General features: G+C 71.4%; 24 protein-coding genes. 9 read left to right on the top strand and 15 right to left on the bottom strand.

Going from position 1 to position 22957, the window contains the following annotated elements:
• The first annotated feature begins 96 nt into the window (after window positions 1–96).
• The gene (locus tag AC1DS4_RS12120; RefSeq protein WP_477623835.1) at window positions 97–1389 is read left to right on the top strand and encodes an isochorismate synthase; all 1293 of its coding nucleotides are present in this window, start codon (window positions 97–99) and stop codon (window positions 1387–1389) included.
• A complete protein-coding gene (locus tag AC1DS4_RS12115) occupies window positions 1386–2042 on the top strand; it encodes an HAD family hydrolase (protein ID WP_477623834.1) in 657 nt (218 codons plus the stop codon). Before AC1DS4_RS12120 ends, AC1DS4_RS12115 begins: the two co-directional genes overlap by 4 nt.
• Before the next feature lie 217 nt (window positions 2043–2259).
• On the opposite strand, the gene menD is transcribed toward AC1DS4_RS12115, so the two are convergent.
• The 10 genes from menD to AC1DS4_RS12065 all read right to left on the bottom strand — a co-directional run bounded on the left by menD (window position 2260) and on the right by AC1DS4_RS12065 (window position 13405).
• Window positions 2260–4032: a 2-succinyl-5-enolpyruvyl-6-hydroxy-3-cyclohexene-1-carboxylic-acid synthase gene (gene menD / locus AC1DS4_RS12110; RefSeq protein ID WP_477633234.1), complete on the bottom strand. Its 1773-nt coding sequence runs from the start codon at window positions 4030–4032 to the stop codon at window positions 2260–2262.
• 40 nt (window positions 4033–4072) lie between these two features.
• Window positions 4073–5650 (bottom strand): PGAP1-like alpha/beta domain-containing protein, encoded by a 1578-nt coding sequence (locus AC1DS4_RS12105; protein ID WP_477633235.1) that lies wholly within the window; start codon window positions 5648–5650, stop codon window positions 4073–4075.
• The gene (locus AC1DS4_RS12100) at window positions 5647–5976 is read right to left on the bottom strand and encodes a hypothetical protein (protein ID WP_477623831.1); all 330 of its coding nucleotides are present in this window, start codon (window positions 5974–5976) and stop codon (window positions 5647–5649) included. The genes AC1DS4_RS12105 and AC1DS4_RS12100 overlap by 4 nt, the downstream gene beginning before the upstream one ends.
• A 91-nt stretch (window positions 5977–6067) precedes the next feature.
• Window positions 6068–7585, bottom strand: coding sequence for a M20/M25/M40 family metallo-hydrolase (locus AC1DS4_RS12095; protein WP_477633236.1), 1518 nt, complete (start codon window positions 7583–7585; stop codon window positions 6068–6070).
• Window positions 7582–8304, bottom strand: coding sequence for an esterase family protein (locus AC1DS4_RS12090; RefSeq protein ID WP_477633237.1), 723 nt, complete (start codon window positions 8302–8304; stop codon window positions 7582–7584). The genes AC1DS4_RS12095 and AC1DS4_RS12090 overlap by 4 nt, the downstream gene beginning before the upstream one ends.
• A gap of 38 nt (window positions 8305–8342) precedes the next feature.
• Window positions 8343–9491, bottom strand: coding sequence for an alpha/beta hydrolase (locus AC1DS4_RS12085; RefSeq protein ID WP_477613729.1), 1149 nt, complete (start codon window positions 9489–9491; stop codon window positions 8343–8345).
• A complete protein-coding gene (locus AC1DS4_RS12080) occupies window positions 9488–10483 on the bottom strand; it encodes a type 1 glutamine amidotransferase family protein (protein ID WP_477633238.1) in 996 nt (331 codons plus the stop codon). The genes AC1DS4_RS12085 and AC1DS4_RS12080 overlap by 4 nt, the downstream gene beginning before the upstream one ends.
• Window positions 10484–10496: 13 nt before the next feature.
• Complete coding sequence (locus AC1DS4_RS12075; protein WP_477633239.1) at window positions 10497–11720, bottom strand: ATP-grasp domain-containing protein; 1224 nt, start codon at window positions 11718–11720, stop codon at window positions 10497–10499.
• Complete coding sequence (locus AC1DS4_RS12070; RefSeq protein WP_477633240.1) at window positions 11717–12784, bottom strand: o-succinylbenzoate synthase; 1068 nt, start codon at window positions 12782–12784, stop codon at window positions 11717–11719. Before AC1DS4_RS12070 ends, AC1DS4_RS12075 begins: the two co-directional genes overlap by 4 nt.
• A gap of 60 nt (window positions 12785–12844) precedes the next feature.
• Entirely contained in the window at window positions 12845–13405 is a 561-nt protein-coding gene (locus AC1DS4_RS12065) for a CHRD domain-containing protein (RefSeq protein WP_477633241.1), read from the bottom strand.
• A gap of 114 nt (window positions 13406–13519) precedes the next feature.
• On the opposite strand from AC1DS4_RS12065, the gene AC1DS4_RS12060 reads away from it, so the two are divergent.
• On the top strand, window positions 13520–14002 hold the full coding sequence (locus AC1DS4_RS12060) for a glutathione peroxidase (protein ID WP_477613734.1): 483 nt from the start codon (window positions 13520–13522) through the stop codon (window positions 14000–14002).
• A gap of 21 nt (window positions 14003–14023) precedes the next feature.
• On the opposite strand, the gene AC1DS4_RS12055 is transcribed toward AC1DS4_RS12060, so the two are convergent.
• The gene (locus tag AC1DS4_RS12055; RefSeq protein ID WP_477633242.1) at window positions 14024–14953 is read right to left on the bottom strand and encodes a hypothetical protein; all 930 of its coding nucleotides are present in this window, start codon (window positions 14951–14953) and stop codon (window positions 14024–14026) included.
• 157 nt (window positions 14954–15110) lie between these two features.
• On the opposite strand from AC1DS4_RS12055, the gene AC1DS4_RS12050 reads away from it, so the two are divergent.
• Genes AC1DS4_RS12050 through AC1DS4_RS12040 form a run of 3 tightly spaced genes read left to right on the top strand, consistent with a single transcriptional unit; the run spans window position 15111 to window position 16804 of the window.
• Window positions 15111–15359 (top strand): CopG family ribbon-helix-helix protein, encoded by a 249-nt coding sequence (locus AC1DS4_RS12050; protein WP_477623823.1) that lies wholly within the window; start codon window positions 15111–15113, stop codon window positions 15357–15359.
• Window positions 15356–15796: a TA system VapC family ribonuclease toxin gene (locus AC1DS4_RS12045; RefSeq protein WP_477633243.1), complete on the top strand. Its 441-nt coding sequence runs from the start codon at window positions 15356–15358 to the stop codon at window positions 15794–15796. Before AC1DS4_RS12050 ends, AC1DS4_RS12045 begins: the two co-directional genes overlap by 4 nt.
• Before the next feature lie 48 nt (window positions 15797–15844).
• Window positions 15845–16804: a 1,4-dihydroxy-2-naphthoyl-CoA synthase gene (locus tag AC1DS4_RS12040; RefSeq protein ID WP_477633290.1), complete on the top strand. Its 960-nt coding sequence runs from the start codon at window positions 15845–15847 to the stop codon at window positions 16802–16804.
• 267 nt (window positions 16805–17071) lie between these two features.
• Here AC1DS4_RS12040 and AC1DS4_RS12035 read toward each other — a convergent pair whose 3' ends face one another.
• Complete coding sequence (locus tag AC1DS4_RS12035) at window positions 17072–17524, bottom strand: hypothetical protein (RefSeq protein WP_477633244.1); 453 nt, start codon at window positions 17522–17524, stop codon at window positions 17072–17074.
• Between the two features lie 67 nt (window positions 17525–17591).
• On the opposite strand from AC1DS4_RS12035, the gene AC1DS4_RS12030 reads away from it, so the two are divergent.
• The 3 genes from AC1DS4_RS12030 (at window position 17592) to AC1DS4_RS12020 (ending at window position 20087) form a co-directional block, all read left to right on the top strand.
• Window positions 17592–18848 (top strand): AMP-binding protein, encoded by a 1257-nt coding sequence (locus tag AC1DS4_RS12030; RefSeq protein WP_477633245.1) that lies wholly within the window; start codon window positions 17592–17594, stop codon window positions 18846–18848.
• Window positions 18849–18860: 12 nt separating this feature from the next.
• On the top strand, window positions 18861–19139 hold the full coding sequence (locus AC1DS4_RS12025; protein WP_477613742.1) for a PLDc N-terminal domain-containing protein: 279 nt from the start codon (window positions 18861–18863) through the stop codon (window positions 19137–19139).
• A gap of 72 nt (window positions 19140–19211) precedes the next feature.
• Window positions 19212–20087, top strand: coding sequence for a 1,4-dihydroxy-2-naphthoate polyprenyltransferase (locus AC1DS4_RS12020; RefSeq protein WP_477633246.1), 876 nt, complete (start codon window positions 19212–19214; stop codon window positions 20085–20087).
• Window positions 20088–20094: 7 nt separating this feature from the next.
• Here AC1DS4_RS12020 and AC1DS4_RS12015 read toward each other — a convergent pair whose 3' ends face one another.
• The 3 genes from AC1DS4_RS12015 to resB are packed head-to-tail and all read right to left on the bottom strand — an operon-like array spanning window position 20095 to window position 22957.
• On the bottom strand, window positions 20095–20391 hold the full coding sequence (locus tag AC1DS4_RS12015; protein ID WP_477633247.1) for a DUF4229 domain-containing protein: 297 nt from the start codon (window positions 20389–20391) through the stop codon (window positions 20095–20097).
• Window positions 20392–20405: 14 nt separating this feature from the next.
• Window positions 20406–21401, bottom strand: coding sequence for a c-type cytochrome biogenesis protein CcsB (ccsB, locus tag AC1DS4_RS12010; protein ID WP_477613745.1), 996 nt, complete (start codon window positions 21399–21401; stop codon window positions 20406–20408).
• The gene (resB, locus tag AC1DS4_RS12005) at window positions 21398–22957 is read right to left on the bottom strand and encodes a cytochrome c biogenesis protein ResB (protein WP_477633248.1); all 1560 of its coding nucleotides are present in this window, start codon (window positions 22955–22957) and stop codon (window positions 21398–21400) included. The genes ccsB and resB overlap by 4 nt, the downstream gene beginning before the upstream one ends.

The following is a 22957-nucleotide window of genomic DNA, read 5'->3' as shown; positions in this document are numbered from 1 at the left end:
GGCGCCCTCTCCCCGCGGCTGCTGTCGCCCATCCCGCGCGGGCTCACGCCCACCTCCCGCCGGGTGGAGGTGGGTGCGCCGTAGGCTTTCCCCGACATGACCAGCCTTCCCACGCCCCAGCCTGCGAGCCGACCCCACGGCTCGCCCGTGGTCGCCCGAACCGTGGCACTGCACGACCCCGGCATGCTGCTCTCCCTCCTGCCCGACCGCGTCGACCCGACCGAGCTGTTCAGCTGGGTGCGCCGCGGTGAGGGTCTGGTCGGGTGGGGTCGCGCGCTGGAGTTCACCGCTGTGGGCCCCGACCGGTTCGAGCTGGCCGAGGCGTGGTGGCGCGACGTCGTCGACGGAGCGGTCGTGCGCAACGACGTCGCCCTGCCCGGCACCGGACCGGTCGCCTTCGGGTCCATCTCGTATGCCGCGGACTCACCGTCCGGCGCCACCCTCGTCGTCCCCGAGGTGGTCGTGGGTGCGCGGGACGGTCGATGGTGGGTGACCACCATCGGGACCGGCGACGAGCTGCCCACGCCCGTCATACCGCAGCAGTCACAGCCTCGTGAGCCGTCCGGGGTGGCGTTCGCGGACGGTGCGCTGCCTCCGGCGCAGTGGGCCGGCGCCGTGGAGCGCGCGGTCGAGCGCATCACCGGCGGCAGCCTCGACAAGGTGGTTCTGGCGCGTGACCTCAGGGTCAGCGCCGAGGCGCCGATCGACCCGCGCTGGCTGCTGACCCGGCTGGCCGAGCGCTACGACACGACCTGGGTCTTTGCCGTCGACGGGCTCGTGGGCGCGACGCCCGAGATGCTCGTTCGCCTCGAGAAGGGCCTGGTCACGTCGCGGGTCCTCGCCGGGACCATCCGCCGCACCGGTGACGACGAGCACGACCTCGCCCTGGCGGCGTCGCTGGCGCGCTCGAGCAAGGACCTCGAGGAGCACGAGTACGCCGTCCGGTCCGTCGCCGACGCCCTGCGCCCGCACTGCTCGTCGATGAACGTGCCCGAGGCGCCGTTCGTCCTCCACCTGTCGAACGTCATGCACCTGGCGACCGATGTCGCCGGTGTGCTCGCCGACCACGCGACGTCGCTGACCCTCGCCGCGTCGCTGCACCCGAGCGCCGCCGTCTGCGGCACGCCCTCGGCCGCTGCCGACGCCCTCATCACCGAGCTCGAGGAGATGGACCGCGGACGCTATGCCGGTCCGGTCGGCTGGATGGACGCGACCGGCGACGGGGAATGGGGTATCGCCCTGCGGTGCGGTGCCTTCGAGCGCGAGGACGCCTCGGCCATGCGGCTGTTCGCCGGCTGCGGGATCGTCGCGGGTTCGGACCCGGAGTCCGAGGTCGCCGAGTCCGACGCCAAGCTCGTCCCGATGCGCGACGCACTCACCGCCGAATGACCATGTCCTCCGACCTCGTCCCCCGACCCGCCGACGCGGTCGTGTTCGACCTGGGCAACGTCCTGATCTCCTGGGACCCGGTGCGGGCCGTCGAGGTCGCGGTCGGTCCCGAGAGGGCTCGCGCCTTCGTGGCGGACCATGACTTCGACTTCGCCGCCTGGAACCACGCCAACGACGCCGGGCGGGGGCTCGACGAGGCGGAGCAGGTCGCGCTGGCGTCACACCCGCAGTACGCCGAGGAGATCGTCGCCTACCGCGAGCACTTCGGCGCCTCGCTCGTCGGCGAGATAGCAGGCAGCGTGCAGATCCTGCGCGAGCTGCACGCGGCCGAGGTGCCCCTGTTCGCGCTGACGAACTGGTCCGCCGACCTGTTCCCGGTGGCCCTGGACCGGTTCGACTTCCTCGAGCTGTTCGAGGACATCGTCGTGTCGGGCGAGGAGGGCGTGGCCAAGCCCGACCCCGAGATCTTCGAGGTCCTGGAGGAACGCGTCAGCCACCGCGCCGGCCTCGACGACTGCATCTTCATCGACGACAGCCTCGCCAACGTCGTCGCCGCGGCCGAGACCGGGATGGACGCGGTCCACTTCACGGGTCCCGACCACCTCCGCGAGGACCTCATCGCCCGCGGTATGCCGCTGCGCCGCCACCCCTGAGCGCCACGTGCCGCACGTGGCCCTGACCGCACCTGCGCCCCGCTCCTCACCGGACCTGACCGCGATGAGTCGGCATCTGACCACGATGACTCGTGGCAGAAGTGGCACAGATCGCCCCTGATCCCCCTCGGCGGAGTCGATCCGCGCCACTCCTGTCGCGATTCGCCTTGAGCGGTCGGCTGTAGGAGCTGCGGTAGGCCCGAACCGCGCCGATAGCTCAGGTCGCGATGGCGGCGGCGGCGCGCTCGCGCAGCCGGGCATGGAGGTCGCGATGGCCGTCGCGGTCGACCCTCACCTCGAGGACGCTGAGGCCGGACGGCCGTGCTCCGAGGGCCGTGACGAGCTCGTCACGGGTCGAGACCTGCTGGTGCCTGACGTGGTGTGCGGCGCACAGTGCGGCCAGGTCGGCGCCGGTCGGAGTGCCGAAGAGGCGCTCGAACTCGGCGGCCCGCGCCGGCTCGCCCGGCTCGAGCAGGGTGAAGATGCCGCCCCCGTCGTCGTTCGTGACGACCACGGTGAGGTCCGGTCGACGCTCCAGTGGTCCGACGAGCAACCCGTTGGCGTCGTGGAGGAACGTCAGGTCACCCATCAGGGCGTAGGTCGGCGTCCCGTCGGCCAGGGCCAGGCCGCTCGCGGTGGACACGCAGCCGTCGATGCCCGCGAGCCCGCGACCGGCCACCACACGCAGCGATTCGGACCGAGGGGCCGCGAGGTCGACGTCGCGAGCGGTGTTCGACGAGCCGAGGAAGAGGGTGGCACCAGCCGGTAGACCCTCCATGACTGCGTTGGCCACGGCCGCGCCACTGGGCCAGGGCGACTTCTCGCCGGCCAGGGCGCTGGCCACACGCTTGCCCGCTGAGCGCCACGCGTCGCTCCACGCCTCGTCGGCTTCGCCGTCGAGGTCGTCGGCGGGAGCGACGGGAGCCTCGAGCACCGAGACCGGGTGGACGACCTGGACATCGGGACGCGACACGATCCAGGCGTGGGCACCCACGGCCTCCACCCGGACGCCGGGTCGGCGCAGGAGAGCCGCGACCGGCCGCGACAGGGTCAGCCGTCCGACCGCGATCACGCGGTCCGGGGTGTGCTCGTCGAGCCATCGCGGGTCGGACAGGACCAGCGGGCCGTGCGGCAGCGCGTCGCCCCGCGGGTGGGTGCCGAACGGTTCGGCGAGGACCGGCCAGCCCCTGGCCGTTGCCCAACGGACGGCGCGGTCGAACTGGTCGGGCTCAGGGAGGTCGCCCACCACGACCAGGGTCCGTGCAGGCTGACGCGCGACGTCGTACGCCGCGTCCGGCCCGGGCTCCCCGGAAGACGGCGTGGAGGTCGAGGGCGCAGTCGCCACCGGAGTCGCTGTCGGCGTCGCCGCCATGGAGCCGTCGGCAGCTTCGGGCAGCACGCCATCGAGGGACTCCGGCCAGGGTCCGTCGTCGCCGGTCGGGACCAGCGGTTCGCGCAGCTGGACGTTGACGTGGACCGGTCCGGGCTCGCCGACGTCGGTGGCGCCGGTGGCATGCCGGACTGCGTCGGCAGCGATCCGCCGCCAGCGCGCGACCTCGCCTGGGGCGCGCTGCGGGGCGGCGGCGTCCACGGACCAGCGGACGGCCCCGGCGAAGATGCCCGGCTGCACGGTGGTCTGGTTGGCACCAGTGCCGCGCAGCTCGACCGGCCGGTCGGCCGAGAGAACGACAAGCGGGACGACCCCGTGGTGCGCCTCGAGGACGGCGGGGTGGAGGTTCGCGACCGCCGTGCCCGAGGTGGTCACGACGACCGCCGGCACCCGGGTGAGCTTGGCCAGTCCCAACGCCACGAAGCCTGCCGACCGCTCGTCGACGCGCACGTGCAACTCGATCAGGCCGGCGCGCTCGGCCTCGCGCAAGGCATAGGCCAAGGGAGCCGAGCGGGAGCCTGGGCAGAGCACGGCGTGGCGGACCCCTTGTCGGACCAGCTCGTCCACCAGGACCGTCGCGAGCGCGGTGGACGGGTTCACGGGTCGGATTGTGCCACCCGCTGTCCGGCCGGACCGCGCCTCATGGCACGACCCGCTCGATCGCGTAGTCGCGGACGACCGGATCGCCATGCGCGTCACCGGCGAAGAAGCGTGCGCTGCCGGCCCGCCAGGTGGACACCGACGGATCGGTGGAGTCGTCGACGAGCGCTGCGGTGGCGGCATACAACCGGGCGTCGTGGGCCTCGCTCGCCCGGTCCAGCTCAGCCCGGTCCAGCTCAGCCCGGTCCAGCTCAGCCCGGTCCAGCTGCGTCCGACCCGAGTCAGTGGCGCCCAGGTCGCGCGACACGGTGACCCACGTCGAGCGATCGGGGTTGGGCGCACCGTCAAGGCGAGGCACGGCGTCCTGCGAGTGTTCGAGGGAGAGGACGGCGATGTCGTCCGGCACGGGCATCCGTCCCACGGGTGAGCCCATCGTCACGACGTGGGTCACCGGGTGGGCCTCGGTGAACCGTGGCGACGAGGCGAGCCCGGCCGCGGCGATCCCGCCGAGGCTGTGCCCGACCAGCATGACCGGTCCATCGCTCCGGTCGCGACCGCCCGTCCCGGTGGCCGTCGCCGCCGATGCGGCCTGCGCCTGCTCCAGTGCCCGGTGGACACCGTCGGCGAGAACCGTCGCGTCCTGGGCCATCGAACGGACGTCGGTCGTGACGTCGAACGGGTTGGCGCCGGCCGTGGGATCCCACACCTGGGTGCCACTGATCTCGACGATCCAGGCAGAGCCTTGGGGCTGCGGGACCTCGATCACCCGAACGTGCCCGGCGTAGTCCTCGCCGTCGCCCACGTTGCGTTGGTCCACCGCCAGGTCCCGGAGGGTGCGAGGGACGCGGGCTCCGGGGCGCGGCCGGGCTTCTGCGGTGACCCGCGCGCGACCACCGTCGGACAGCAACCCCCACAGGGCGGCTGAGTCCGCGAGAAGGCGCAGAGCCACCTCGTAGTCCAGGTCCGCCTCGTGGTCCTGCTCGGAACCGACACGCTCGGAACCGTCAGGCTCGGAACGGCCACCCGCGGGGCCGTCTGCCCCGGAGGCGAGCCCGTCAGCGCGCGGGCGCGCGGACACGAAGGGGGCGGTCAGCGGGTTGGACCGAAGTCCCACCACGAGCCCCTCCACTCCCCCGGCCAGATCCGCGATGGCCGGCTCGTCGAACACGGCCCGGTCCAGCAGACCCGCCACGTCGACGCCGAGCGCGTCGAGGGCAAGCACCCCGACGAGGAGCTGAGGGGCCAGCTCGCCCACGACCAGCATCACGGTGTCCTGGGCGAGCTCGACAGCCCTGGCCGCCTCCGCCTCTGCCCGACGGTAGGACGCGGAAGCAGCCATCACGGCGGAGGAGAGCGAGACCATCGACGCGACGTCGCCCAGGAGGCCGCGCGGCCCGACGGCCTCCGCGAGCGCCGCGTCGGCCCGCAACCCCGTGCCGGGGCTGAGCAGGGACCCTGCGACCAGGTCGGGATCTGCCGCGGCAGCGACCGCTCGACAGGCCACGAGAGCCACGTCCCCCGCCACGTCGGCGAGGGCAGCGGCAGCGGCGTCCAGCGAGTCCAACCCGACGGAGGTCCCCGCGGAGCCACCGCGGACGTGGAGGAGGTCGCGGCTCATGCGCGGCCCGCGGCCCGCGTAGCAGCCTCACCGGCGGCGCGGGCAAAGTCGGCGCCGAGCGCTGCGACGCGGAGCACCTCCGCCCGGGCGGCTTCGACACCGTCGGCGTGGGCCTGAACCCGTCCGGCCGCCTCGTCGAGCTGCTGCGCCGAGCGTTGTAGCGCGTGCGCACGCTCGCCAACGCGCTCGCGGAACAGCGTCGCCGCCCTCGACCGCCAGGCGAGGTCGCGCGTGCGCCCCACCCTCACGGCGAGGTGACGAAGCCGGTCCGCGTCGGCGTGCAGCCGCGTCGCCATGGCCCTGATCTCGTGCGGGTGTCCGATCATGCGACCACGGTGCCGCGCGGACGAATCGTGCGCAGCGCGCTCTTCGAGCCCTGTGGGCCGGTCGCCTTCGAGGTCGAGGCATGTGGACAAATCAGTCCGCAGCGGCCCCATCACTGAGCGGAGCCGGCCCCACCGCCTCGGCCACAGCCTCGCGCGGAGCCGGCCCCACAGCCTCGCGCTCAGGCTCGTCCCCAGGTTCGTCCCCAGGCTCGAGCAGCCCACCGAGGTCGGCGAGGAACAACGCCTGGGTGAGCGCGGTCCGCCGCAGCTCCTCGGGGTCGACGCTCTCTCCGGGCGAGTGGATCCGGGACTCCGGCTCCTCCACCCCGAGCAGCAGGATCTCGGCGTCGGGAACGAGCTCGGCCAGGGCTGTCGCGAGCGGGATCGATCCACCTTGCCCGGTGGTGACCGCGTCGCGGCCGAACGCCGTCCGCATCGCCCGCCGCATGGCCGTGTATGCCGGTCCGTCGGTCCTCGCGCGGAACCCGTGCCCCAGCGAGACCGGCTTGATCTCCACCTGTGCCCCGAAGGGTGTGTGTGCCCGCAGGTGCGCGATGAGCAGCTTCTGGGCGGCAGCCGCGTCGGTGTCGGCGGGCACCCGGAGGTTGACCACGGCCCGCGCCTCGCCCTGGGCTGCGGCCGTCACCTGCGAGATGGGAGGGCAGTCGATGGCCAGCACGGTGGCTGCCGGTCGCGCCCACAGGAGGTCGGCCACGGAGCCGGTGCCCGTCAACGGCTCGACACCGTCGAGGAGTCCTGCGTCGCCGCGAAACCTGTTGGTGTCAAAGGGCGCCCCGTCCCACAGTCCGTCGTGGTCGAGCCCGTCGATCGTCGTCTCGCCGCTCGCGTCGCGCAGGCTGGCCAGAGAGGTGAGCAGGGCCTGGAGGGCGTCTGGCGCGGCGCCGCCGAACATGCCGGAGTGCGCCGCGTGCCGCATCGTGCGCACCGTCATTAGGACGCTGCCGGTGCCGCGCAACGAGGTCGTGAGGGTCGGGAGCCCGGCCTCGACGTTGCCGGTGTCTGCGAGCAGCAGGGCATCGCACCGCACGAGCTCGGGGTGGGCCCGCGCGAGCCCCTCCATCCCCCCACTCGACTGCTCCTCGGACCCCTCGCAGACGACGGCCACCTCGACCGGCCACCCGCCGAGCACCTCGCGAAGGGCCCGCAGGGCCAGGACGCTGGCCATGAGATTGCCCTTGCAGTCGGCTGATCCCCTTCCATACCAACGCCCATCGAGCTCGGTGAGCTCCCACGGCGGGGTCTGCCAGGCGGCCGGGTCACCGACCGGCACGACGTCGTAGTGCGAGTACAGCAGCACTCGCGGAGCCCCGTCCGGGCCAGCCGAGCGCCCGACCACGGCGAGCGACCCGTCCGGTGTCTCGTGCGCGCGTATGCCGTCCACCCCGGCCTCGGTGAACAGGTCACCGACCAGCGCAGCTGCGGCCCGGCACTCGCTCTCGGGCTCGATCGCCGGGTTCGCCACGGAACGCAACGCAACCAGGCGCGCGAGGTCCTCGCGGACCCGCGGCATACCTGCGTCGACGGCGGCCGCGAGCCTCGCGGCGAGGGAGGCGCCCACCGGAGCGCCAGCCGGAGACGCTTCGCTCACGGCACCAGGTCGTCGAGGTAGAGCGGGAGCATCTCCCACCAGGTCGGCCAGTCGTGGTCGTAGCGGTCGCCCCAGTCGTCGACCCGATTGGGAACTCCCTTGCGGCCCAACGCATCCCCGGCCGCCCAGGACTCTCCGACGTCCTCCCAGCGCCCACTACCCGAGGCGAGGACGACGTAGCGACGGCGCAGCATCTCCAGCGCCGGGCCCTCGAGCCCGGGGAGGAACTGCAGCGGCGACGCGAAGTACCAGTCCTGGGTGGTGTCGCCGCCGATGAACTTCTCCACCCGGAAGGTGCCGCTCATGCAGACGGCCGCAGCGAACAGGTGGGGGTAGCGGCAGATCATGGCGTAGGAGTTGAACGCGCCGATAGAGGCGCCGGCCACGACCACGGCCTGGGGGGAGCCGTCGGCGTGGATGGCCGGCACGACCTCCTCGGCGACAGCCTGGTGGTACTGGTTGAACAGCCACATCCGGTGCTCTGGCGACCCCTCGTTGCGCTGCAGCGCCTGACCGGCCGCACTGTCGCACGAGTAGACCTTGATCCGGCCCGCCTCGATCAGCGGAGCGAGCGTCCCGACCAGGTGGTGACGCTCCACCTCCTCGGCGTCTCCGCCGGCGGTCGGAAACAGCAGCACGGGCACGCCGTAGTGGCCCCAGCGGACCAGGGTGATGTCGCGCCCCATCCGCTCCGAATGCCAGCGTTCGGTGACCTTCATGCCGTCCTCCAGGGGGTGGGGAGTGAGGTGGGGTGCATCTACTCGTACACGAACTTCTGGGGTCCGGGGAACAGCCAGGACAGCCCGTCGCGCAGCCGGTCCCGCCAGTCCTCCCAGTTGTGGCCGTCCCGCGCCTCGACGTACTTGACGGTCATGCCCGCGCCGCGGAACACCGGCACCATGGACCGGTTGGGCGTGATGAGCGGCTCGTAGATGCCGCAGCTCATGAACAGCCGCTCGACGGGTGCGGTGGGCTTGGCCCGGTAGCGGTTGACGAACTTCACGACGGGGTCGAACGCCGGCCCGCCGCCGTGGTCGGTGCCGATGTCGGTGAACACCAGTGACGCGGACTGCAGGAACAGTGACCCGAACACGCCCGGATAGCGCACCGCGGTGGACAGTGACGCGATGCCGCCGAAGCTCGATCCCATCAGGGCTCGAGCGTGCGGGTCGTCGATGAGCGGGAGCCGTTCGGCCAGCATCGGGAGGAGCTCGCGGGCGATGAAGCGCGCATGCGGCGCGTGGTTGGGGTACTCCCGCAGCCGGTCCCGGGGTGGCACGAAGGCAACGATCAGCGGTGCGACGTCGAGCCGGTGGATGAGGTTGTCCAGCACGGTCTTCATCGCGGCGTAGTCGAGGTAGTCGGTGCCGTCGTGGACGACGAGCAGCGGGTAGCGAAGAGCAGGGTTGTAACGAGCCGGCAGGTAGAGCTTGACGTGCTGCTCGCGGCGCAGCGCCTTCGACTGCAACGTGTCCTCGATGATCTCGCCCGGTCTGGCCTCGGGGTCGTGGTGCACCCAGTCCGGCACCTCGTAGCCCGTGGCCGCACACACCGAGCTCGACCCCATAGGGGAATGAGCCAGCCGCTGGTTCAGCGGGTCGTTGAACGTCGCGTAGTGCTCGCCGTTGCGGGTCTCGAGCTGGTACTCCACTCGCGAGCCGCTGGGCAGGACCGTCGTGACCGCCCAGAGGTCGGTGTCGGGCAGCCGCTTCATGACCAACGGGTCGGGCAGCCCCACGACCCGGTGCCGGACCCTCACCTCGTCGGCCTCGCCGCGGAAGAGGAACGTCGCCCGCTCGTTCTCGATGATCGGCGCCCCGTGCCGGGCGATGAACCGGTCGATCACCGCGCCGTCCACCGGCAGGCGCTCGCGCAGCCTGTTGACCGCCAGCCGTCCCTCGCTCACGAGCCGGCCCCCCTGCCGTCCATGACCTGCGTGCCGGTCGCCGGCGAACCATTCGCGCCGCCCAGCTCGTGGACCGCTCCGTCGATGCCCAGGATCCGCGCACCCAGGGGCAGCCCACCGGACTCCGTGAGCTCGAGGGCGGTCCCGTCGTCGAGCAGCACACAGTGCTGGTCGGTGAACCGCCGAGCCATGACGGCGCACCGGTCCCGGTCGTCGAGACGCAGCCGGCGGCGGGCGTGCGGCAGCGCGACGATCCCCCGCACCCGACCCAGGCCGCGGTCGAAGACCTCGGCCTCGGTGTTGCCCTCGGGACCGTGGTCGTGGAAGAGCACGACCCGCTCGGTCAACGCCATCGCGCCGGCCGACCACGCGATCACCGGCACCTCGTCGGGCAGGCGGATCGCGAAGAGCCGCAAGGTCCGCAGCAGGGTGCCGACGTGTCCGCCGGTGAGCACGACCGCGGCCGACTGGCGGAGCAGGTCGGCGAGCTCGCCGCGGTGCCAGCCGATCACCCCGCTGGCGTCGATCGGCGCCGCCTCGTCGAGCTCGGCGTACAGCGCCTTGAGCTGCGCGGCGTACCACTGGTCGACGTGGCGCACGACCTCGATCGAGTCGTCGAGCGCCGCGTAGGCCGTGGCCTCGCCGCGGACGCGGCCCTCGCCTTCGCCCGTGCGTCGCTGCACGGCATACACCCCGTCCATGGCGTTCTGGAGGCGCAGGCGGTAGAGCGAGAGGAGGGCGTCGTGGCGGTCGCGGAAGGCGAGCGCCGCGGAGCCGAACGCCTCGTCCTTGGTGATGACGTCGAGGCTGCGGTGGTAGAGACGCAGGTGGCGGGTGTCGCCCCCGAGGACGGTGTCGATCTCGTCGACGTCGTCCTCGCGCTCCTCCCAGCCCGCGTTGATCGTCGCCACGGGTCCCTCGACACCGAGGGAACGCAGGGCGGTGCCGGCCGTGGTCATGAACCGTTGCGGCCCGAGGAGGACGGTGCGCATCAGGGGACGGCGGTCAGCCTGCGTGGACGTGGACGGTCTGGCCCACGTCGTCGAGCATGCTGCGGAGGGTGTCGTAGTCGGGGTGGCGCATGCGCACATAGGCGTTGGCCATGTAGCCGGCCTCGACGGGCTGGGTGTGGTGACCCTGCGGAGGGAAGTGGCCGTCGATGATCCACTGGCCGTATCGGGACTGGATCTCGTCGATGCCGGTGTAGCCGGTGATGTGGCCGTCGGCCTCGGGACGCAGCGCGATGATCCCGGCGGAGTAGGGACGCCTCATGGGCTGCTCCGGGACGCCGTGGGTGATGATGTGGGCCCACTCGCGGTAGACGTCGACGTCGTTGCTCGCGGAGTAGAGGTCCCAGCACCCCACGCCGGGCGGGCGGCACCCGATCTCGGAGAACTTGAGCCCCTTCGGGCCGTGGAACCACTCCATGTGGGTGGCGCTCGTCCCGATGCCGAGGGCCTCGATGACACGGGCGCCCATCGCCGCGACCTCTGCGTAGAAGGGTGAGTCGGACATCCGGTTCGTCGTGGCGAACTGGGGCGAGATCCAGCGGCTGCGCATCGCCTCCAGGACGTTGGGGTAGTAGTGCGTGGTCCAGTCGTGGACCACCCGGCCGTCCTTGGCGATGGTGTCGTAGAAGCCCTCGTGGCCCTCGACGAACTCCTCGATCGCGATGGACGCGGCACCGTGCGACCCGAACTCGGTCAGCGCGTGCGCCAGCTCGGTGTCGTTGTCGACCCGCATCGTGTCCTTGGCGCCGGCTCCGTCGCGCGGCTTGAGGATGAGCGGGTAGCCGACGCGCTCGGCGAAGGCCCAGGCCTCGTGGGCGTGGTCGACGGCCGCCGAGGCAGCCGTCGGCACCCCTGCCTCACGCAGCGCCTGCTTCATCGACGGCTTGTCGCGGCAGAGCCACGTGGTGCGGACCGAGGTGCCCGGGACGCCGGTGGCCTCGCGGACCTGCGCGGCGACCATGGTGTGCGCCTCGACGGTCGCTTCGAGGCCGTCGACCCACACCTTGGACTGGATGAACCGCACCGCCTCGACCATCGCCTTCAGGTCGGTGACGGATCCGACCTTGTAGTAGCCGCTCATCGCGCTGCGCAGCTCGTCGTCGAGGGTGTACTCGTCGGACTCCCCGATGCCGATGACATTGGCCCCCACGGAGGCCAGGGCGAGGGCGAAGCGGCGCTGGTTGGCGGGGAACCCCGGCTCGACGAAGACGATGTTCACGGACCCGACCCTATGCCCGCCCCGGGCCCGAGTGCTCGTCGTGGTGCAAGGAGGTGGGCGTACGCTGCCTCGACCCGCTCGCGCCACCATTGCTCCCGCTCGGCCGTCGCCGCCCACCGGGTCAGCAGGGCCTCGTCCGGCGCGACCCGGCCGACTGGCAGGAAACCTCCCCGGGGCACCAGGGGGTCTGCGCACACGTCCCCTTCCAGCAGCGCCACGGTGCCCAGCCCGCACGCGAAGGGCAGGTCGGGCAGCGCGGCCGCCAGCGCGACCCCCGCCGCCATCCCGACTGACGTGTCGAGCGCCGAGGACACGACGGCCGGGAGTCCACAGTCCGCGACCACCTCCAGGGCGCGCTGGACGCCCCCCAGCGGCGCCACCTTGACGACCACGAGGTCGGCGGCCTCCTCGCGCGCCACCCGCGCAGGGTCCTCCGCCTTGCGGATCGACTCGTCGGCGGCGACGAGGACGTCGATCCCGTTGCGTGCCAGCGCCAGGCGCAGCTCTCGCAGCTCGCTCACCTCCGCGCACGGCTGCTCTGCATACTCCAGCCCGTATGCCGCGAGCCGGCGCAGCGCGTCCGTCGCCTCGGCCACGGACCACCCGCCGTTGGCGTCCACCCGGATCCGGCCGTCAGGTCCCATCGCGTCGCGAACCGCGGCCACGCGGCATACGTCGTCCTCGATGCTCTGGCCGTGCTCGGCGACCTTGACCTTCGCCGTCGTCGCGCCGTCGAACCGGGCGAGGACGCCCACGACCTGGTCGGCGGCCACGGCGGGCACGGTCGCGTTGACGGGAATGCTGTCGCGCCTCGGTGACGGCCACTGGCCCCAGCCCGCCTCGACGGCGGCGGACAGCCACCGGGCGGACTCGTCCGTGGGGTACTCGAGGAAGGGCGAGAACTCACCCCAGCCCGACGGGCCGTGCAGCAGTGCGGCCTCTCGCACCGTGACGCCACGGAAGCGCACCCGCATCGGGATCGAGACCACGCGCATCCCCGCGAGCAGCTCGTCGAGTGGCGGCAGCGGCAGCGGGGGCGGCGAGGGCACCCGGGGCACGGTCATGTGCCCATTGCAGCAGACGCGCCCGGACCGCCGGCGGCGGGCCGGGCGCGACCCCTGCGGTCAGTGGTCGTGCTGGGTGAGCTGGTTGCGGATCTCGCCGCCGGGGTACTTCGTGCTGTGGACGTTGGCGTAGGTCGAGTCGGCCCGGATCGCCGCAAGCAGCTCGGCGAACTCTCCCGCCGCGATGCCCTGCCCGCTCGGGCCGATCACGTCAGCGGCCCGCAACGTCCCGCTCACTTCGCCCGGGTTGGTCGTAGGGCATGCGGGCGTGACGATTCCGGGAGGAGCGCCCACGTTGCTGCAGAGGAAGACGCTGACCCCGCCCGTCTGGGACGGGGAACCGAAGTGGATGTGCGACTGCGTGACGGTGCCCTCGAGGTTGGCGTACCGCACCCGGTAGTCGATGGTGCCAGCGTCGGGGTTGATCCGCAGCCGGATCGACCCCGACCCGCTGGTCGACAGGGCGAGCGGTGTCTCGTGGTAGCCGCTGAGCCGCTCGGTGACCGTGAACGACTTGTGGCTGCCGTCGCCTGCAGAGGCGACCGCGCCAGCTCCGAGGATGCCGACGGCACCGAGCCCCACGGCCGACGCGATGACGCCCCACTGCTTGAGTGTGTTCATGCAGACCTCCTGAAAAAGGGGGCGAGACGGGAATCCGCCCGCCCTTCTGCTACGAATCCCCATCCACAAACGTTCATCGACGGTGCCCAGAAGCCGTCCGACGAGAGGGCACCCGTGCCGACCCTGTCCGATTTCTCCGCAACCACCCTGTCCGGCGAGGACCAGCCGCTGTCGACCTATGCCGGTCAGGTGGCCTTGGTCGTGAACACGGCGAGCGAGTGCGGCTACACGCCGCAGTTCGCCGGTCTGGAGGAGCTGTACGCGGCGTACTCCGAGCAGGGCCTGGTCGTGCTCGGGTTCCCGTGCAACCAGTTCGGCGGCCAGGAGCCCGGTCACGAGGACCAGATCGGCGAGTTCTGTCAGCGCAACTACGGAGTGACCTTCCCGATGTTCGCCAAGGTCCAGGTGAACGGCGCCGAGGCGCACCCGCTGTACGACTGGCTGAAGTCGGAGAAGCGCGGCCTGATGGGCGCCAAGATCAAGTGGAACTTCACCAAGTTCCTCGTCGGCCGTGACGGCGCCGTTCTCAAGCGCTACGGCTCGAGCACCAAGCCCGAGGCCATCGCCAAGGACATCGAGGACGCCCTCGCCGCCTGAGCCCCCGTGGCCAGGGCCTGCTCAGCCTTCGCGTGGACGAACCGCCTCGAGGTCAGCCAGGGCCCGCTGCGCCATCAGGAAGTTCCTGAACCTGCCGACCAACAGGTCGGCACTCCCCAGTCGCCACACGTCCGGTGCACGGTGCGGGTGGCCAAGCCGCACGTCCACACCGTCCGGGCCGGACACCGCGTGGGCGAACCTGCGTGCCCTGTCGTGGGGAGACGACCGCAGCCCCATGTGCGTCCACAGTGCGGTCGACGTGAGGGCGCGGCCGGGGCCGAGCAGGTCGTTGGCCATGGCCACCGCGTGGATCACGGCACCTGCCGCGATGTCGTCGCGGTCGTACCCGCGCAGCAAGGCTGGCTCAGCGGCCACAGCACGGGCCAGGAGACGTCGACAGGCGGTGCGGCCCTCGACGCCGATCAACGACTTCGCCACGGCGTCGGTGCGCGCGGCGATCGCGGCCACTCGATCTCGCAGGTCCGCCGGTACCAGACCCAGGTCGAGCGGCTCGTCGGGCAGGGGCTCCCTGGTCAGGGCATCCAGCTCTTCCGCACCGCCGACCAGGGAACGCAGCCAGGTCCTCGCCAGCTCGTGTCGCGGTTGCATCGGCACGTGGATCACTGCGGGCGGTGGCGCAGGTCGAGTAGCGCCACGTCCGAGCTCGAGGGCGGCGCACTCGTAGCCACTTCCCTCGACGGGTCGGCGAACGGTGTCCACGACCTTGTCGTCCATCATGACGACCATCGTCAGCAGACCGAGATCACGCCCATATCCCCTACCGAAGCCGTCGTCGTCGTCGAAGCTGTCATCAGCCAACAGGTCCTCGTACCGGCGCTCGTCCCTGCCCACTCGGCCGAACGGCAGCACTGCTGCCTCGTCCCCCCACTGACCTGCGCCGTCCCACTGGTCTGCGCCCTCCCACTGGTTTGCGCCCTCGACCTGACCCATCTCCTGCCCCCCTCTGCCGGTGCGGCCCAACCCGGGCCACCGCTCTGAGATCACCCTGACAGCCCCTGGTGACACTGCAGACGACTTGTCCACAGGGTCGCCCGGGCAGGCTTTCATCGCCCTTGCATCATGATGCAGAACGTGATGCACTGATGCAGTGCGTACCACCATCACGATCGACGAAGACTTGTTGAGGGAGGCAAAGGTCATGGCGGCCCGGACCGACCGCACCGTCAGCAGCGTCCTCGAGGAGGCCCTGCGCGAGATGCTCGCGCGGCATACCGAGGCGGAGGAGCGACGCCGGCGGGACTTCACCCTGCCCAGCTATCACGGCGGCGGCTTCCTCGTCGACATCCTCGACAAGGAAGCCCTGGCCGACGCGTTGGGCGACAACGACCGACTGTGATCATCTTCGACGTCAACGTCTTCGTGACCGCGATGGACCTCGACGCCGCAAGCTACTCGGTGGCGAACCAGGCCCTGGTCCGAGCGCTGACGGGTAGCGAGCCCGTCGGCGTGATCGACGACACCCTGACAGCGACGATGCGCATCTGCACCAACCGGCGCATCAAGACCCAGCCCGCGTCGACCGAGAAGGCACTGGCCTTCTGCGAGCGCATCCGATCCGCGCCCATGGCCGAGCGCGTGGAGTCGGGCGCTGCCGCCTGGCAACGCTTCGTTGGGCTGGTCACCGCCTTGGAGCTGCGCGGCAACGACGTTCCTGATGCGTGGCTGGCGGCACAGGCGATCGAGCTCGGCGCGCACTTCGTCACCTTCGACAAGGGCTTTGAACGATTCCCCGGCCTGCACGTCACGATCCTCGGCAAGCCGTCACAAGGGTGAGGTATGCCGCGTGGCGACCACGCGGCATACCTCGTCGTGTGCCCGGACATGACAGCTAGGCTCGCGCAGGTGAGCGAGCAGCCTGTGGTGAGCCAGACCTTCGACCCGGACGCGTGGGACGTGGTGGAGGGGTTCGAGTTCACCGACATCACCTACCACCGGGCGCGTGGAGTGGGGGCCGTGCGGATCGCGTTCGACCGGCCCGAGGTGCTGAACGCCTTCCGGCCGCACACCGTGGACGAGCTCTACCAGGCGCTCGACCACGCACGTCGCACGCCCGATGTCGGCGTCGTGCTCCTCACCGGCAACGGCCCAGGGCCCGAGGGGACGGGCAGCGAGGGCCAGTGGGGGTTCTGCTCCGGCGGCGACCAGCGGATCCGGGGTCGCTCGGGCTACCAGTACGCACAGGGCGACACCGCCGAGACGGTCGACGAGCGCAGGGTCAAGGCTGAGGGCGGACGGCTGCACATCCTCGAGGTGCAGCGGCTGATCCGCACGATGCCCAAGGTCGTCATCGCGCTGGTCAACGGCTGGGCGGCGGGCGGCGGGCACTCGCTGCACGTCGTCTGCGACCTGACCATGGCCAGCCGCGAGCACGCCCGGTTCAAGCAGACCGACGCCGACGTGGGCTCGTTCGACGGCGGCTACGGCTCGGCCTACCTCGCCAAGATGGTCGGCCAGAAGTTCGCCCGCGAGATCTTCTTCCTCGGTCGCACCTACACCGCCGACGACATGCACCGGATGGGCGCGGTCAACCTCGTCTCCGACCACGCGTTGCTCGAGGCCGACGCCCTGCAGGTGGCGCGCGAGATCATGGGCAAGAGCCCGCAGGCGCAGCGAATGCTCAAGTTCGCGTTCAACCTGCTCGACGACGGGTTGATGGGACAGCAGGTCTTCGCCGGGGAGGCGACCCGGCTCGCCTACATGACCGACGAGGCAGTCGAGGGGCGCGACCAGTTCCTGGAGAAGCGGGACGCGGACTGGTCACCCTTCCCCTGGTACTTCTGAGCTGAGCGGGCCGACCCGCTCGCACGTGTTGCCGGCTCGTGGTCACCGGACCCCCGAAACCCCTTTCCGTGACCACCGGCGCGCAACAAGTCGGGGAGCCATGGCACGTGTTGCCGGCTCGTAGTCACCGGACCCCCCGGAACCGCTCTCCGTGACCACCGGCGCGCAACAAGTCGGGGAGCCATGGCACGTGTTGCCGGCTCGTGGTCACCGGACCCCCCGAAACCCCTCTCCGTGACCACCGGCGCGCAACAAGTCGGGGAGCCGTCAGCCGGAGCCGCCGAGGTCGACCTCGAACGCCTCGTACACGAGGTCCGCCCCGCGCTGGCGGTGCCGCACCAGCTGCCCCATCAGCGTGGTGACCTCCTCGCGGAAGGCCGGCAGGTCGGCGATCGTGCCACCGTGCTCGAGGACTGCGAGGTAACCCGCGATCGCCTCGGCATAGCTCGCGTGCTCACCGGTCAACCGGTCGACCGCCCTCATCAGGCGGGGCGCCCCGCGTCGCACCACGTCGTAGATCCCACCGGGCCGTTCGGTCAGGTCGACGTGGTCCCGGAAGTCGTGGGACAGCTCGGCGAGCGCCGCCCGGACCCGTTCGCGCCACGCACCTCCCCGGGCGATGGGCGAGGCCAGCGCCTCGTCGACGGCGACGACCGAGTCGCGCAGCTCCCCGCGGTGAGCCCGCACCCGATCGATGTATGCCGCGAAGTCCGCGTCCATGGCACCTCCCGTGGTCCATCGTCCCGCCGCGCGTCGGGCGCGTCCACCCGGCGGCTAACCTGACCGGATGACGTCGCTGCGACCGCTGGCCATCCCCGCCGGCCGAGCCGCTGCGTCAGTCCTGCCGACGCTCCGCCGGGCCCTGGACGGCGAGTTCGCCGTCCTCCCCCATGCCGTGGACGGCCCCCCGCCACCGGTCCCCGAGGGCGCCGTCCCCGATGCAGGGACCGCACTCGTCGTCGGGACGTCGGGATCCACCGGCGCTCCCAAGCTCGCAATGCTCCCGGCAACCGCCCTCGCCGCGAGCGCCGCCGCAACGCACGAACGACTCGGCGGGCCCGGTGCCTGGCTGCTCGCGATACCGGCCCACCACATCGCGGGAGTGCAGGTGCTGCTGCGATGCCTCGCAGCGGGCACCGAGCCCGGGTTCGTGGACCTGCCCGAGGGTTTCACCGCCCCCGCGTTCACGCAGGCGTCCGCGACGTTCGGTGGGAGCCGCCGCTACACCTCCCTCGTGCCCACCCAGCTGGTCCGACTGCTCGAGGACGAGCGTGCCACCGCTGGGCTCGCGGGGTTCGACGCCGTGCTGGTCGGCGGCGCCGCCTGCCCACCGGCACTGCTGAGTCGGGCTCGCGAGGCAGGGGTCCCCGTCGTCACGACCTACGGCATGAGCGAGACCGCCGGGGGCTGTGTCTACGACGGAGTCCCGCTCTCGGGCACGGAGGTCCGCGTCGACGACGACGGTCGGCTCCACCTCGGGGGCGCCACCCTGGCGACCGGCTACCTCGGCCGTCCGGACCTCACTGCGGCAGCCTTCAGCACCGACTCCGCTGGGCGCAGGTGGTTCCGCACCGACGACCTGGGGCATTTCGGAGACAAGGGCCTGCCCGCGGGTGCCGCGGTCGGTGCGGATGCCGACGCCCGGTGGCACGTCGACGGACGCGTCGACGACGTCATCACCACCGGCGGGCTCAAGGTCGCGCCCCGCCTCGTCGAGGACGCGCTGACTGCCCTGCCCACCATCGCGGAGGCCCTCGTCGTGGGCACCCCCGACGACCACTGGGGTCAGGTCGTCAGCGCCGCCGTCGTCCTCGCGGCCACCGACGCCCCCCACGCCCCCGACGCCCCCCACGCCCCCCATGCCCCCGACGCCCTCGGTGGCTCCCCCGCACCCACGGTGGAGGAGCTGCGAGAGCTGCTCCGCGGCATACTCCCGGCGCAGGCCCTGCCCCGACGACTCCTGGTGTTGACGGCGATACCCCTGCGGGGGCCGGGCAAACCGGACCGGTCGGCGGTCGCCGCACGCTTCGCCGACCACGCGTGACACCATGGGGAGATGATCCGGCTGCTGCCCTGGCTGCTGACGATCGCGGTGACCGTCTACGCCGTCGTCGACTGCATCCAGACCGACGATGCGCAGGTCAGGGGCCTGCCCAAGCTCTTGTGGCTGCTGCTGATCCTGCTCTTCCCGGTCGTGGGGTCGATCGCCTGGTTCATCGCCGGACGACCGCAGCGTGGCACCACGGGTGGTGGGCCGAGTGGGCGTGGGCCATCTCACCGGCCGCCGCCCCCGCGTGGCCCCGACGACGACCCGGACTTCCTCCGTAGGCTCTGAGCAGCACCCCGCCGCACGGCTCTCCCCGCCCCMCCGCCCTGCCCGCACGACCTGAGTGAGAACACCACCCGAATGGCAACCCTGAACCAGTGGATCGCCGGCGCCCGCCCGCGCACCCTCCCTGCCGCCATCGCCCCCGTCGTCGCGGGTACTGCCGCAGCCATCCCGCTCGACAAGGCCAGCTTCGGTCTGGCACTGCTCGCCGTCCTCGTCTCCCTGGGCCTCCAGGTGGGGGTCAACTACGCGAACGACTACTCGGACGGCATCCGCGGCACCGACGGCGAGCGGGTCGGTCCGGTCAGGCTGGTCGGACAGCACCTCGCGGATCCGAGCAACGTCAAGCTGATGGCCTTCTCGTTCTTCGGCGCTGCCGCCCTGGTGGGACTGGCCCTGGTGGCCATCACCGAGACCTGGATCATGATCCCGCTGGGAGCCCTGGCCGTGGTCGCCGCCTGGAAGTACACCGGTGGCGACAACCCCTACGGCTACCGCGGCCTCGGCGAGCTCTACGTCTTCCTCTTCTTCGGCCTGATGGCCACCCTGGGCACGCTCTACACGCAGGCCCACCGGGTCACCTGGACGGGCCTGGCGTGCGCCGTCGGGGTGGGGGCCATCGCCACGGCCATCCTGGTCGCCAACAACCTGCGCGACATCCCCACCGACCGCGAGAGCGGCAAGCTGACGCTGGCGGTCCGGCTGGGCGACCGCGGCACCCGCGCCCTCTATGTCGGGCTGCTCGTCGTCGCCGCGGTGGCGCTGGTGGCGGTCGCCCGCGACTACCCGTGGGCGACGCTGGGCCTGCTCGCCTTCGGCATCGTCGGCAAGCCGCTCAAGTCCCTGCTGTCCGGCGCCACGGGACGTGACCTCGTGCCGGTCCTCGCCGCGACCGGTCTCTTCGAGATCGGGTATGCCGCGCTGCTGGCTGTCGGGATCGCCCTCAGCCACTAGCGAGTCGCTAGCGGTACTCGGCCGGTCCGCGCTCGTCCTCGGCGTCCTCGGCGTCTTCGTCGGCCCCGTGAACGGCAGGCTTGCCCGCCTGCTTGGCCTCGACGCGACGCTGCAGGCGGTCGGCGATCGCCGCCGTGCCCTCCTCGCGGAACCGGGCGAGCACGAAGAACGACAGCACCATCGAGATCAGGGCGCTGAGGACGAGCAGCATCCACTGCTGGTCCTGGTCGCGCAGCCCGAGCAGCCACAGCAGCGACAGCACGCCGAAGAAGAGGAGCAGGCGAAGGACGGAGTAGCGGAGCATGACCTGGTCAGTCCTTAGAGCCCTGAGTAGGAGTGCTGGCCGACGAAGAAGACGTTCACGACGGCGAAGTTGACGATGATGCAGGCATATCCGGCCAGGGCGATGTAGGACGCCGTCTGGCGGGAGATCCCGCTGGTGGCCCGCGAGTGGAGGTATGCCGCGTAGACGACGAAGATCACGAAGGTCCAGACCTCCTTGGGATCCCAGTTCCAGTAGGACGCCCAGGCCTGACGGGCCCAGATGGCGCCGGCGATGAGGGTGAAGGTCCACAGCGGGAAGGCCACGATGTGCAGGCTGTAGGCCGTGCGCTCGATGGACCCGGTCTCCGGGAACCGGTCCAGGACGCTGCGTCGGCCGGACCGCTCGAACGCGTCCTTGAGCAGGTAGACGGCGGTGAGCGCCGCCCCGATGGTGAAGACCGCGGTGGCGAGCGTGGCGACCGTGACGTGGATGACCAGCCAGTAGCTGCGCAGTGACGGCATGAGCTCGGCGGCCTCGGTGTACCAGACCGCCACGGCCATCCCCAGGATCAGCAGCACCGGCCCGGTGATGAACAGCCCCAGCCAGCGCAGGTCGCGTCGCGTGGACCAGATCGAGTAGGCGAGCACGGTGAACATCGAACCCATCACGGCGAACTCGAACATGTTGCCCAGCGGCCAGCGGTGCACGGCGAGGCCGCGCAGGAGCACCGAGAGGACGAGCAGGAAGCCGCCCAGCCAGGTGGTCGTGGAGGCGATGCCCGCTGCGGTGAGCGCCCGGCGGGACAGCTCGGCCTCGGTATGCCGCGTGGGCGCGGCGGGGGCGCCGGCACCACCGCTGGTGCCGGCACCGGCCGTCACCAGCTCACTGTCGCGGTCGGCCACGAGGGCTGAGACGCCCTCGCGGCCACGGTCTCGGGCGGGGAGCAGCGCTGCGAGGTAGATGGCGTGGCACACCATGGCGATCGTGAAGACAGCCATCGCCGAGTAGAGGCTCAGGTTGGCGTAGCCGGCCAGGTTTTCGTTCGTCATGTGCTGGTGCCCAATCGTCGTTCGATGGCGGCAAGGAACTCCTCGACCACGTCCTGGAGCCCGTCGTCGTCGCCCTTGGCGAGGCCGCCGACGGCTACCACGGTACGACCCGGCACGGTGGCGGGGGAAACCCGCACGAACACGCGTCGGCGCCGGACCACCAGGGAGGCGATCAGGCCGGCCAGGGCGAGCAGGGCGGCAGCCAGGGTGACGAACTTGCCGGGGTCGTGACGGATCGACAGCCCGGCGAACCGCTCGACCCCGTCGAAGCTGATGCTGCCGCGCCCGCCGGGGAGCTGGTAGGTCTGCCCCGGCTCCAGCCAGATCCGCAGCGGGTCACCCTTGTCGTTCTCGAGCTGGGTGAGCTCGGCGATGTCGAGGACGTAGACCGACTGGGGACGTCCGCCGGGCAGCAGGTCACCCTCGTAGGCGGTCAGGGCCAGGGCCGGCTTCTTCGCATCGGGGAAGACCGAGATCGGGCCGCTCTCCTTGTCGATGACGGCCGTGGGCAGGAACAGCCCGGAGAAGCCGAGCTGGTTGGGCTGGGCCCCGGTCACCTTGATGACCCCGACGGACGTGTAGTTGTTGTCCCTCGCCAGGAACGGCGTCGCGCCGTGGTAGATGCTGGTGCCCTTCGCGTCGCGGACCGTCACGACGGGGGCGTAGCCGTTGCCCAGGAGGAAGACCCCGGCGCCGTCCATCTCCAGCGGGTGGTTGACCTTGATCGTCGACTTCTTCGCGGACGCACCGGGAGTCGCCTTGGTCGTGACGTGCGCGGTGAAGTCCCGTGGCTGGCCGAACTGTCCGCGACCGGTGACGGTCTCCTCGAAGGTCGCGTCCAGCTTGTCGACCGTGAGCTGGAACGGCGACAGGCTGGCCGGGTCGACCAGGGGACCGGGGCTGAAGGTGTCGTAGTTCCCGAGCGTGTTGGCGAACGACTCCCCGACCGGGACGATCACGTCGCCCTTCCAGCCGAACAGGTGCCCGATCGCGACGCCGATGATGACGAAGATCAGCGCCAGGTGGAAGACGAGGTTGCCCGTCTCCTTCAAGTAGCCCTTCTCGGCGCTGACCGATTCCCCGTCATGGTTGACGGTGCGGAACCGCTTGCCGCGCAACACCTCCCGTGCCGCGTCGATGACCACCTCGGGCGGGCCCGCAACCTCGACCGTGCCGCCGGCTGGCAGCCGGGCGGGCCGGGCCGGCGCCTTGGGCGGCGAGGACGTCATGGCCTTCCAGTGCACCTTGCTGCGGGGCAGGACGCACCCGACGAGCGAGATGAACAGCAGCAGGTAGATCGCGGCGAACCACGGTGACGCGTAGACCTCGAAGAAGCCGAGCTTGTCGAGCCAGGGCCCCGCGTCGGGGTGGTCGGCGATGTACTGCGCCGTGCGCGCGGCGTCGATGCTGCGTTGCGGCCAGATGGATCCGGGGAGGGCCGCGATCGCGAGCAGGAGCAGTAGGAACAGCGCCGTGCGCATGCTCGTGATCTGCCGCCACATCCAGCGCAGCCAGCCGACCAGGCCCAGCTGTGGCTGGGTGATGGGGTCGGTCAC

The organism is Pedococcus sp. P3_C7 (assembly GCF_056402615.1).
The sequence above is the reverse complement of the archived record's forward strand: the minus strand, read 5'-3'. Positions and strand labels throughout refer to the sequence as shown.